The sequence below is a fragment of the Acinetobacter sp. YH12135 genome (assembly GCF_013418565.1).
Classification (GTDB): Bacteria; Pseudomonadota; Gammaproteobacteria; order Pseudomonadales; family Moraxellaceae; genus Acinetobacter; species Acinetobacter towneri.
In genome coordinates, this window is the sequence record NZ_VPBU01000025.1 from 28,902 (window position 1) to 41,194 (window position 12,293).

At 40.4% G+C, this 12,293-nt stretch carries 9 protein-coding genes and 2 pseudogenes; 6 read left to right on the plus strand and 5 right to left on the minus strand.

All coding sequences use genetic code 11. The features are described from left to right. Positions 1–47 precede the first annotated feature (47 nt). The 3 genes from hisC (at position 48) to FTU70_RS12470 (ending at position 3,890) form a co-directional block, all read left to right on the plus strand. Positions 48–1,139: a histidinol-phosphate transaminase gene (gene hisC, locus FTU70_RS12460; protein WP_004972978.1), complete on the plus strand. Its 1,092-nt coding sequence runs from the start codon at positions 48–50 to the stop codon at positions 1,137–1,139. Positions 1,140–1,142: 3 nt separating this feature from the next. Continuing rightward, complete coding sequence (locus tag FTU70_RS12465) at positions 1,143–3,389, plus strand: bifunctional prephenate dehydrogenase/3-phosphoshikimate 1-carboxyvinyltransferase (RefSeq protein WP_136144523.1); 2,247 nt, start codon at positions 1,143–1,145, stop codon at positions 3,387–3,389. Positions 3,390–3,524: 135 nt separating this feature from the next. Beyond that, positions 3,525–3,890, plus strand: coding sequence for a hypothetical protein (locus FTU70_RS12470; protein WP_004972981.1), 366 nt, complete (start codon positions 3,525–3,527; stop codon positions 3,888–3,890). Positions 3,891–3,964: 74 nt separating this feature from the next. On the opposite strand, the pseudogene FTU70_RS12475 reads toward FTU70_RS12470, so the two are convergent. Further along, positions 3,965–4,710 (minus strand): annotated as a pseudogene (locus FTU70_RS12475) (IS5 family transposase). Positions 4,711–5,160: 450 nt separating this feature from the next. On the opposite strand from FTU70_RS12475, the gene yaaA reads away from it, so the two are divergent. Further along, positions 5,161–5,940, plus strand: coding sequence for a peroxide stress protein YaaA (yaaA, locus tag FTU70_RS12480; RefSeq protein WP_179990676.1), 780 nt, complete (start codon positions 5,161–5,163; stop codon positions 5,938–5,940). A gap of 82 nt (positions 5,941–6,022) precedes the next feature. On the opposite strand, the gene FTU70_RS12485 is transcribed toward yaaA, so the two are convergent. From FTU70_RS12485 to FTU70_RS12495, 3 genes are all read right to left on the minus strand, one after another. After that, positions 6,023–7,465, minus strand: a complete 1,443-nt coding sequence (locus tag FTU70_RS12485; RefSeq protein WP_180060673.1) for a deoxyribodipyrimidine photo-lyase — start codon at positions 7,463–7,465, stop codon at positions 6,023–6,025. 253 nt (positions 7,466–7,718) lie between these two features. Next, positions 7,719–8,201, minus strand: a complete 483-nt coding sequence (slyD, locus tag FTU70_RS12490; RefSeq protein WP_004972992.1) for a peptidylprolyl isomerase — start codon at positions 8,199–8,201, stop codon at positions 7,719–7,721. A gap of 283 nt (positions 8,202–8,484) precedes the next feature. Then, positions 8,485–9,795: a D-alanyl-D-alanine carboxypeptidase PBP6B gene (locus FTU70_RS12495; RefSeq protein ID WP_180060674.1), complete on the minus strand. Its 1,311-nt coding sequence runs from the start codon at positions 9,793–9,795 to the stop codon at positions 8,485–8,487. A 203-nt stretch (positions 9,796–9,998) separates the two neighbouring features. Here FTU70_RS12495 and FTU70_RS12500 point away from each other — a divergent pair, with 203 nt between their 5' ends. Beyond that, positions 9,999–11,702, plus strand: a complete 1,704-nt coding sequence (locus FTU70_RS12500; RefSeq protein ID WP_180060675.1) for a M61 family metallopeptidase — start codon at positions 9,999–10,001, stop codon at positions 11,700–11,702. Positions 11,703–11,816: 114 nt separating this feature from the next. Further along, positions 11,817–12,215 (plus strand): PD-(D/E)XK nuclease family protein, encoded by a 399-nt coding sequence (locus FTU70_RS12505; RefSeq protein WP_373685344.1) that lies wholly within the window; start codon positions 11,817–11,819, stop codon positions 12,213–12,215. Here FTU70_RS12505 and FTU70_RS12510 read toward each other — a convergent pair. Next, positions 12,177–12,293 (minus strand): annotated as a pseudogene (locus tag FTU70_RS12510) (transposase); the annotation flags it as partial. The gene FTU70_RS12505 and the pseudogene FTU70_RS12510 overlap by 39 nt on opposite strands.

Genomic DNA, 12,293 nt, shown 5'->3' on the forward strand with positions numbered 1-12,293 from the left:
TTTGTCATGCGCGCCACATTCACCACCTAGTCAACTGGAAGTGTAAAATGTCGTTTGTCCCAGCCAATGAAGGCATCTCGAAGTTAAAGCCTTATCAACCAGGTAAACCAATCAGTGAACTTGAGCGTGAGTTGGGGATTACAGATATCGTCAAACTTGCTTCAAATGAAAACCCATTGGGCTGTTCAGACAAAGTCAAAGAAGCCGTTGCAGCAGAAATTGCTGAAATTGGTCGCTATCCAGATGGTGGTGGTTTTATTTTAAAAGACCAAATTCAAAAACAATTTGGCTTTGCGCATGACCGTATTACTTTGGGTAATGGTTCAAACGATTTGCTAGAAATGTTTGCTCGCGCATTCGTTTCAGATCAAGATTCAGTGTTGTACAGCCAACATGCCTTTGCAGTATATGCTTTGGTAACGCAAGCGATTAATGCTCAAGCGATTGAAGTGCCTGCCAAAGGTTTTTCACATGACTTGGATGCTATGGCGGCAGCAATTCAAGACAACACCAAGTTAATCTTTATTGCCAACCCAAATAACCCAACAGGCACATGGTTTGAAGAGGCTGAATTTGAAGCCTTTATGCAAAAAGTTCCTGCACGGGTGATTGTGGTATTAGATGAAGCCTATGTGGAATATTTTCCAGAGAACTTCAATAGCCTTAAATTCCTTGAGCAATATCCAAACTTAATCGTGAGCCGTACTTTATCTAAGTGCTATGGTTTGGCGGCGCTGCGCGTTGGTTTTGCTTTAGCTTCTGCAGAAGTGACCGATTATTTAAACCGTATTCGTCAACCATTTAACGTCAATCACTTGGCAATGGTGGCTGCGGTTGCGGCATTAAAAGACGAAGATTTTATCGAAAAATCACGTATTGCCAACAAAGCAGGCATGGCGCAATTGGAAGCAGGCTTTAAAGCATTGGGTCTGAATTATGTGCCTTCACGTGCTAACTTTATTTTGGTAGATGTAGAAGCCGATCCGGGTCAAACTTTTAATGCCTTATTGAAAGAAGGTGTAATTGTACGTCCTGTGGGTATTACGACCCATTTACGTGTTTCAATTGGCACAGAAGCAGAAAATGCCAAGTTCCTGCGTGCATTAGCCAAAGTATTAGGCAAGGAAGCGAAGGCATAAAACATGGCGCAACCATTGTTTGAAAAAGTTGCATTTATCGGACTCGGGCTAATAGGCTCGAGTTTGGCACGTGTAATGCTGGCAGAAAACTTAAGTCGGCATATTGTGGCATCGACCCGTTCTGAAAAAACGCTGCAAGATGCTTTGGAATTAGGATTAATTGAACAAGGCTTTAACAATCCTGTAGATGCGGTACAAGGCGCAGATTTAGTGGTGTTGGCGCTACCTGTGCAAGCTACAGAAAAAGTCTTGCGATTAATTCAGCCACATTTGGCAGATAATGTAATTCTGACCGATGTAGGCAGCACCAAAGGCAGTGTCGTGGCTGCAGCCAAAGCGGTTTTTGGAGAACATTTACCTGCAGGTTTTGTACCCGGGCATCCAATTGCTGGGGCAGAGCATACAGGCGTGCATGCAGGCAAGGTTGATTTATTTGCCAATCACAAAGTCATTTTGACACCATTGCCAAGCAGTGCGCCGTGGGCAGTCAATAAACTGATTCAAATGTGGGAAAGCGCCAAAGCCGAAGTAATTTGCATGGATGTGGAAAAACATGATGAGGTATTGGCGTATACCAGTCATCTTCCACATTTAATGGCCTTTAATTTGGTCGAACAATTGGCAAATCGGGAAGATAATTTAGACATTTTCCGCTATGCTGCAGGTGGCTTTCGTGACTTCTCACGTATTGCTGCCAGCGATCCACAAATGTGGCATGACATTTTCTTGGCCAATAAAACTGCATTGTTAAAAGCGGTGGATGGCTTTGAAAGTCAACTCGCGATTATTCGCCAACTGATTGAACAAGAAGACTCGCATGCTTTAATGGGCTTGCTTGGACATGCACAAGCGGCACGACAGCATTTTAATCATATGCTCGCCAAGAAACCTTTTATGGAGAACAATAACGTGACACAACAATTTACGATTTTGCCAGGTGCTAAGACTTTCCAAGGTAAATTTACCGTACCGGGTGACAAATCTGTGTCACATCGTTCAATTATGTTTGGTGCAATTGCCGAAGGCACTACGCATGTGACAGGTTTCCTTGAAGGTGAAGATGCATTGGCGACTTTGCAAGCATTTCGTGATATGGGTGTGAGCATTGAAGGCCCTAAAAATGGTGAAGTCACCATTCATGGCGTAGGCATGCAAGGTTTAAAAGCACCTGCAAGCGCAATTTATATGGGCAACTCAGGCACATCTATGCGTTTGTTGGCAGGCATGTTATCTGCACAGCAGTTTGATTCTGTTATGACAGGTGATGCGTCATTGACCAAGCGTCCAATGGAACGTATTGCTAAACCATTGCGTGAAATGGGTGCACAAATTCAAACGACGGGTGAACGTGGCACACCGCCAGTATCGATTACAGGTGCGCAAGCGCTGAAAGGTATTCACTATGATTTGCCAATGGCATCTGCACAGGTGAAATCTGGTATTTTATTGGCAGGGCTTTGGGCAGAAGGTGAAACTTCAGTGACTGAGCCTGAACCAACGCGTGACCATACCGAACGTATGTTACGAGCATTTGGTTATGAAGTGAAAACTGAAGGTAACCGTATTTCATTGCAAGGCGGCGGTAAATTGGTGGGTACAGATATTCAAGTACCTTCTGATATTTCATCTGCGGCATTCTTCATGGTGGGTGCAGCCATTACAGAAAATTCAGATGTAACCTTAGAAGCGGTGGGCATTAACCCAACCCGTACAGGTGTGATTGAAATTCTGAAACAAATGGGTGCAGACCTGAGCGTGGAAAATGAACGTATTGCAGGCGGTGAACCAATTGCAGATATTCGTATTCGTGGTTCACGTACTTTAAAAGGGATTCATGTTCCTGAAGATCAAGTGCCATTGGCAATTGATGAATTTCCTGCATTGTTCATTGCTGCAGCTTGTGCTGAAGGTCAAACTGTACTGACAGGTGCTGCAGAATTGCGCGTAAAAGAATCAGACCGTATTCAAGTGATGGCAGATGGTTTAAAAACCATGGGCATTGACTGCACACCAACTGACGATGGCATCATCATTCAGGGTAAAGGCAAAGCAGGCGACTGGTCAGCGATATTTACAGGCGGCGAGATTGAATCACATCATGACCATCGTATCGCCATGAGTTTCTCTATGGCAGGCTTGCGTACTTCTGGTGAAATTAAAATTGTAGGTACAGAAACAGTAGCAACAAGTTTCCCTACCTTTACTGAGCTTGCAGGTGTGGCAGGTCTGAATATTCAAGTGACAGAATAAGCCAAAACGATAGGGGCTGCGATGAAGAGTCGCAAAGCCTAGACTTTATGCTGAAACAGCCAAGCTTTTGCTTGGCTGTTTGCGTTTTATTGCTTATGCTAAACCCATACAAGAAAAAAGCCTTTGGGTTCGAGCATGCGCAAATTAAAATTTATGGCGAATTGTGAAAATAAACAAGAGTTACAAGATTGCACTCTGGCACAGAATTATGTGGCGAATTTACTTTCACAAAACTTATCTCATTATGGCTTTCAAACGTTGCCGCAGAGTGGTGCACAAGTCGCTGTAAGTGTAGATCAACATGCGCTGCCTTTGGCAGTAAACTGTCAAAGCCGTGGTGAAGATGGGCATCTTGTTTGTGAAATTACTTCATACCCAAATGAGGAACAAGACTGGCTAGAACGAATTACCGAGCAAAGTTTATTAAATCAATTGGCGCAAGCGGTAGAAAATACTCTGAAAGAAGACCAATCTTTTAGTGAGTTTGAATGGAAAGGTTAAACCAAGCTGCAAAGACGTTGGATGTTTAAAATTTATACTTGATTTTTAAATTAAAAATAGGGTCTGTTGACATTTCATAAAGGCAGCCACAGATAAATACAAGCTAAGGCAACTGCGCTTCGAAAGTTTCGCTTTAGTTTATCAAACCGTGTAGCAATTCCTCGGAATTGCTTCAAACGGCAAAAAGCATTCTCAACTAAGTGTCTGATTTTATATAAATACCAGTCCATATGATCATTACTTGATTTCGTGTTTGATTTCTTCGGTATATTCGCTTTAGCACTTTAATTTTTAATCTGCTCTCTTAATATTTCAGAATCATAGCCTTTATCCATACAGACTATTTCAGTGTCAGTTAAATCTAATTGTTCGACTAAAATAGGGGCAACTTTGACATCATGGGTGGTTCCATCTGAAATAATAAATTCGATCGGGTTACCGTGAGAGTCAACAGCTAAGTGAATTTTAGAATTATTACCCCCAACACTTTTTGAAATATCCTGATTAGGGATTTCTGCTGAATGTTGGTGTGCTCTAACATGAGTAGCATCAATAAATATCCATTCACGATCAGCGTTCTCTGAGAATATTTTAAATATTTTCATTATCTTATCTTTATTAGACCAGCGATTGTACTTTTTAAAAATTGAGTTTGGATTACCAAAAACCTCGGGTAAATCTCTTGAAGGGCATCCTGTTCTAATACTATATAGGATTGCCTCAAAAAAATTTCTCAAATTTGATTTGAGATAAATATTAAAATTGCGAGAATAGCTTTTAACTTAGACCAGTGTTGATCATTCAACATTGTACGAGGTATAGCGAGTAGTGAATTTGGTTTGGCGATTGAATTTTACTATCTCGCTATTTTTTTATACAGCAAATGTCAACAGATCCTATTCATTTTTTAATTGAAATGTCATCTAAATGACACATCGCAACCGTATATTAAGCAGGAAGAACAATACAACAAAATAATTTTTATTTAACCCGCTTAATTTGGGAGAGTTAAGTGGGTTTTTTATTGCCTAGAGAAATGTTGCAAGTACTATAAAAAAAATAAGCTCAACTGATCAGAGTGAATCAATGTTTTTTTAAAGCAGACACTGAAATAAAAGCACCTCAGCCTCCACGTTGGATTGATCTAAGAGATCATCTTCTAGCAATACAACGCAACGTGTTTTTCCGATAGGGTTAAACAAAAACACGCATTGGAGTTTGTTGAAAGCTGCTGCTATAGTGAGCGCAGTATTTTTTATTTAGGTGGTTTATGCTCGCTTTAATTTCTCCAGCCAAGACTTTAGATTATGAAACTGCATTACCAAGCGATGAATATACTCAACCTAGATTACTTCAACATTCACAAGAGTTAATTGATGTAGCACGTAAACTTTCTGCTACAGAAATTGCCAGTTTAATGAGTGTCAGTGAAAAAATTGCCACTTTGAATGTCGAGCGTTTTCGTGACTGGCAAGCAGAGTTTGATCTTGCCAATGCACGTCAGGCCATGTTTGCCTTTAAAGGTGATGTGTACACAGGCTTAGATGCTTATAGTTTATCTGCTGCAGAGATTGAGTTTGCTCAACAACACTTGCGCATGCTTTCTGGCTTATATGGCTTATTGCGTCCATTGGATTTAATGATGCCGTATCGTTTGGAAATGGGCACTAAGTTGCATAATGCGCGCGGTGAAAATTTGTATCGTTTCTGGGGCGATATCATCACCAATTTAATTAACCAAGATTTAAAACATAACCAGTCGGCATTATTGGTGAATCTAGCTTCCGATGAATATTATAAGTCGGTGCAGGAAGCAAAAATTCAGGCTGAAATTATTAAACCTGTATTTTTAGATCAGAAAAATGGTAAATATAAAGTCATCAGTTTTTATGCCAAAAAAGCCCGTGGTTTGATGGCACGTTTTATCATCGAGAATAAATTAGAACGAGCAGAAGACTTAAAAGCATTCAATAGTGAAGGTTATTATTTCGATGCAGACAGTTCTTTAAAAGGCGAATTGGTCTTTAAACGTGACGAGCAAGCCGCCTAACTGTCGGTTTAATCGTTGAATCTCCCATCATGCTAACCTATGGCAGATGGGGGCGAGACTGACCAATCTCCTGTTTGTACTCTTAAAGCTGTTTAAAGGCTTCTATGGCACGTAAACGACTGAGTTTTAAATCAACAATTGGATGAGGATAATCCAGTTTTAGATTTGGATTTTTCGCATACGGTTCATGAATGTTTTTGGCATCTAAATGTGCCAGTTCAGGTAGCCATGTGCGAATATAATCACCATTGGGGTCAAACTTTTGTGATTGGCTCACTGGGTTGAAAATCCGAAAATAGGGCACCGCATCTGTACCAGTTGAGGCACACCATTGCCAGCCACCGTTATTGGCAGCCAAATCGCCATCAATTAAATGTTGCATAAACCACTGTTCACCCAAGCGCCAGTCAATCAATAAGTTTTTACACAAAAACATCGCGCAAATCATTCTGACTCGATTATGCATCCAGCCCGTTTGCAAAAGTTGTTGCATGCCTGCATCCACAATGGGAATGCCTGTTTTTCCGTGCTGCCATGCTGCTAAACCTGCAGGATCATTGCGCCACGCCACCTGTGCGGTCTGATCTTTAAAAGGACGGTGCTTGGAAACTTTGGGATAATCAAACAAAATATGTTGATAAAACTCACGCCAAAGTAATTCATCTAACCAAGTTTGTTGTCCTGCATTTTCGAGATGAAAATGCCCTTGTGAATGCGCAAAAACCGCAGCCAGACATTGCCGAATGGAGAGAATGCCACAGTTTAAATACGCAGATAATTGGCTGGTACCAGACAACGCAGGAAAATCACGCTGTTGCTGATAATCCTGCATTTTTTCACGTGTAAAATCATCTAACAAGTGCTGTGCATGTTGTTCCGTGACTGCCCATAAATTTTGTTGTGCCGTTGGAAGCGGGTCGAAACCTAAGTGTTCTAAACTTGGTACTGTAGAGAGATATTGTTCAGGAAGTTGGATGGGGAGTTGTGGTTGCGGCTGAGGAAAGCAACGCGGAATACTGACATTCAACTGTTGATAGGCATATTTTTTAAATGCGCTGAATACCTGATACGGTTTCATGCTCTGATTGCGCACCGTACCCACGGGAAAAAGCGTGCGGTCATGGTACAACACCAAGTCCTGACCGTGTTGGTTCAAGGTTTGTTGAACTTCAAGATCACGTTTTAGCTCATTCACTCCCAATTCAATATTGGCATAAATATTTTGAATCGGATGAGAGTCCTTCAATGTATGGCATAGTTGGAGCAGCGTTTGTGCAATGTCAGCCCAAGATGGCGTGATTTGAACAATCAGTGGGATATTGAGTTGTGCGAGTTTTTCTTTTAGTACATTTAATTGACGCAAGTAAAAGTCAATTTTAATCGGCGCATCGTGATGCAAACGATATTGCTGAGGCGAAAGAACCACCACGCCAATACAAGCTCCTGCTTGGCTAGCATGCCAAAGCGCGGTGTGATCTGAAATTCTTAAATCTTGTCGGAACCAAACTAAATTATAGTTTTGCATGGGAAGAATGCTTGATGTGGTCGCTAGAAAGGTGACTTCATTATAAGCATGACTGGGTAAAATTGTCTTAAATGCGAAGGGTTTAATTGTCCAATAAAACGACAATGTGTTGTGTTGATTTTTTCTGTAATGATCTTTCCGAAATATTCTGCCTGAAAGGATCTTTCAGTCATGTGCTTATCCTAAATTTTAGAATGACAAACAAAAAGGCAAAGTAAAAATACTTTGCCTTTTGTTTTGATCAATACTGATCTTAGTGGTGATGACCACCCGCACCGTGTACGTGACCGTGATCTAATTCTTCTTGAGAAGCTTCACGGATTTCAACGATTTCAACTTCAAACGTTAAATCTTGACCAGCAAGTGGGAAGTTTGCATCAACAATTACGTTATCGCCTTCAACTGCTTTTACAGTTACGATTTGAACGCCATCATCAGTTTGCGCTTGGAACTGCATGCCTGCTTGGATGTTGTCTACACCTTGGAACATTTGTGCAGGAACTTCTTGTACTAAGTCTGGGTTGTATTCGCCATAACCTTCAGCTGCAGGTACGTTTACAGTAAATTTTTCACCTACTGTTTTACCTTCTAACGCTTTTTCTAAACCAGGGATGATATTACCTGCACCATGCAAATAGGCAAGTGGTTCACCTTGAGATTTGTCGAGAGTTTCACCCTCTGCGTTAGTCAATGTGTAGTGGAAAGAAACCACGAGGTCATTTGCAATAGCAGTCATGTTATTGATCCATTCAATTTTTTAAGGGTACATCATAAAGTGAAACGTGGAATTTGTTATAGACATTTCTGCAAATTCTTCACTTTTCCGAGTTTTTTATGACATTTTTTAGTTAATCGGGGCAAATTTTATAATTTCAATGCAAATTTATGCGTCATACCTATAAATTTGCAGATTTTATGGCAGGCTCATTTTAAGCCCTTTGTATGATGTGTAGATGACAATAAAAAAGATGGGACATTGCCCATCTTGGTGATATTTAATTCTTGAGGATCATCGGCTTCTAACCGAGTGAAGTTTTCTCATCTTCTACAGGTTGATGGCTAAAGAAATTAAACAAACTGCCAAACCACATCATGATTCTTTCAAAAATATTGGCTTCAACAATGTTGACCTGTTCTTCAATCGAAAAGCTGTTAATCAATTGATTATTTTGATAAACGTGTACGGTTGCCAGTTTCATGACCTGTGCCAATGGCGCAGTCAGCAATTTTTCAGACAATTCAATATTGACATGCGTTTGTGTGCGCTGTGCAGGTTCAATCGTTTCTAATTCGCCTTGTGCATTCACAAGTTGTAGACGTTGAGTACTTTGATCAAACTGCGCCAAGTTAATTGCATGTGGCTGTTCATAGAGTGATGTCGTCACAAACTTTGGCTGGCTGCTTTCAATCTTAAACATGCGTAAGGTCGATTTCACCACAGGCAATTCTGCAATCATTTGTTTGGGTTTAATCGCGACTTCATTACGGGTATAGCTATAGGCTAAATTTAATAATTGATGTGCCACTTCAGCGCGTTTTTGCGCACTTTTGGTTCCCATCACCACCACCACTAAACGACGCTCAGGTGCATCACTATCCAATGTTGGGCGGTTTGCAGTTAAGGCAAGGTTGTAACCTGCAGCTTTGGTGAAGCCTGTTTTTAACCCATCTACACTTGGGTCTTGTTTTAATAATATATTGGTCGCACGGTGAAAGTGCTGATTGTAGGTAAAACTAGTTTGTTTTGAATAAGCCAAATAATCGGGTGTTTCAGTCACTATCGCTTGTGCTAAACGTGCCATATCTGCCGCAGAAGAATAATGACTAGGCATAGTCACACCAGATGGATTCTGAAAATGTGTATCTTGCATGCCCAAAGCTTGCGCTTCCTGATTCATTCGGGCGATAAACTGCGGAACACCACCTGCAACACGTTCACCTAAAGTGAGTGCAGCATCGTTAGCAGACATAATAATTAAGCCTGCCAATAGCTGATCTATCGAAATCTGTTCACCTGCTTTTAGATACATTTGTGATTCATCCCACATCACTTGCTGCACCACAGGTGTTGCGGTCAAGATTTCATCTCGGTCTAATTTACCTGCCTGAATATCTTTGAGCACAATATAAGCCACCATCATTTTAGTGAGTGAAGCAGGTGCACGTTGTACGTGACTATTGTGCTCTGCAATCACTTGCCCAGATTGTGGGTCTAAAATTGCCCATGCTTCGGCTTCGACACTTTCAGCTTGAATATTCAATAATGCGGCATGCGTGATTGCGCTGCATAGCCAATAGAGTAGCGCAATCAGATAGATAACACGTTTCAAAGAAGTTCCTTATTTACACCAATCCATTGGTGTCACAATGGTTTTAAGCAGCAAAACAATGTCAATAGACTAGGGCATGCTATGCCTTTTTTGCGCAGTTGGCTAGCCATAAATGCAGACAAATCTCGTCTTGACGCATCAATTGCTAAAAAAATGTTAAGCTTGTGGTCAAGTTCTTATTTATACATTTTGTATTGCCCATTATGTTGCATTATCAAATCGAATTTGACGATTATCGTCAGCATCTTATTCATGTCACCGTGCGTTTTTTGGCTAATCCTACTCAGGTTTTATCTCTACCCACTTGGATTCCAGGCAGCTATTTAATTCGTGAATTTTCCAAACATCTTGAGTCGGTACGTGCTTATGATGAAGCGGGGCGTATCCTCAAAATTCAGAAATTTGAAAAGAATAAATGGCGCTTATTTAACACCGATCATGAATTGATTACGGTGGAATATGATGTCTACGCTTATGATTTGTCAGTGCGTGGCGCTTATGTCGATCAAACCCGTTTATACGTCAATCCTGCCTGTGCCTGTTTGGGCTTAGATGGGCAAGAAGATAAAGCTATTGAAGTTGAATTATTTTTACCAGACGAGCTGAAGCATTTTCAGCTTGCGACAGGTTTGGCAGCAAAAAGTTTGGTGAAAGGGCGTTATACCTTAAAAGCCAAAAACTATGCCGAACTGATTGATGCACCGTTTGAATTGGCAGAACAAACCCGTTTTAGTTTTACCGCAGCAGATATTCCACACGAATTTGTGGTTTCGGGCAAACATGCAATGAACGCTGCGCGTATGCAGCAAGATATTGAAAAAATTTGTGTTACACAAATTACCATGTTTGGTTCTGCGCCATTTGAAAACTATACCTTTATGACCATGGCAACAGGCAATAGCTATGGCGGTTTAGAGCATCCAAACAGTACCAGTTTAATTACACCTCGTGATGATTTGCCGAAAGCTAACGAACCTGAACAACCTTCTAAAGATTATCAGCGCTTTTTAGGTCTGTGCAGCCATGAGTATTTTCACAGTTGGTTGGTGAAATTCATTCGTCCTGAAAATTTTGTGAATTATGACCTGAATCAGGAAGGCTATACGTCACTGTTATGGATTTTTGAAGGCTTTACGTCTTATTACGATGATTTGTTATTGCTTCGTAGTGGTGTAATTGATCAGGCGGCTTATTTGGAGCTGCTCAAAGCACAAATTAATCGTTATTTGCAAAACCCGGGTCGTGCGATTCAAACGGTGGCAGAATCCAGTTTTGATGCTTGGGTCAAGTTCTATCGTCAAGATGAAAACTCGAACAATGCAGGAACCAGCTACTATAACAAAGGTTGTTTGGTGGCTTTATGTTTAGATTTGGGCTTGCGTTTACGTGGCTCAAGCTTAGATGCCTTAATGCAGAAATTGTATGCCAATGCGCAACAGGGCATTCAAGTGCATGAGCGCACCATCTTTGATTTATGCAAAGAATTAACTGGGGATGATTGGTCGGAGCAAATTCACCATTTAATCAACACGACTGATGAATTGCCGCTCGATCAGTTATTGCCTGAGTTTGGTGTTGATTATCAGCTAAAACAGGACAAGTCTTTGCCATTTGGTTTGAAAGTGGCAGATAAACCTGAAGGGGTATTGGTACAAACTGCACATCGTGAGGGTTCAGCGGCAAAAGCGGGGCTTTCTGCGCATGATGTGATTATTGCGATTGATGGTTTAAAAGCTACGGTAAAATCCCTTGAGCGATATGCCAAACAGGATGCAATTTATACTGTTCATGCGTTCCGCCGTGATGAGTTGATGACTTTTGAGCTATATGCTGCGCAGATTGAATTGCCAGAAGTGGTATTAAATGTTACAGATCAGGCAAAAGTAGAGCAGTGGTTGAAAGGTTGATCATAAAAAATGTAAACCGATGCTTTTGCATCGGTTTACTTTTAATAAAAATATTAAGAAAGTAACTAAGTGTAATGCTTAAGAGGGACCAAGGCTTAAGTTATGAGAAATGAGGTGGAATATCAGTTAAAAGAGCTGATATTAGATGATGACTTCAATAGTTTGCAGAATTTAGTAAATGAAGAAGTCAATCTTATGGAAATTTTAAGAGTTTCACACAGAGAATTACAGCATTCAAATTTTTTAGCATGGCTGTTTGATCCTGCAGAAACTCATAAATTAGGAGATTTTGTATTAAAAGAGTTTATAAAATTATATTTTAAAGAAAATGAATTTCAAAATTTAGGTAATAAGTCAGGTTTATCTGTTTTTGATTTTGTTCACTTAGATTTTGATGACCTCGTAATTCATAGGGAAATGCAAAATATAGATTTATTGTTTTTATCTAAAAAGAATGAATTTTGTAAGCTGTCATCAAAAAGTAAACATGTATTCTTTTCCGAATTGGTTTGATACTCTCTCCACCCATTGCTCTATTTTATCAGCTGTCATGACTTGAAAATCTCGCCAATAATATTTCATCTGCTTCCA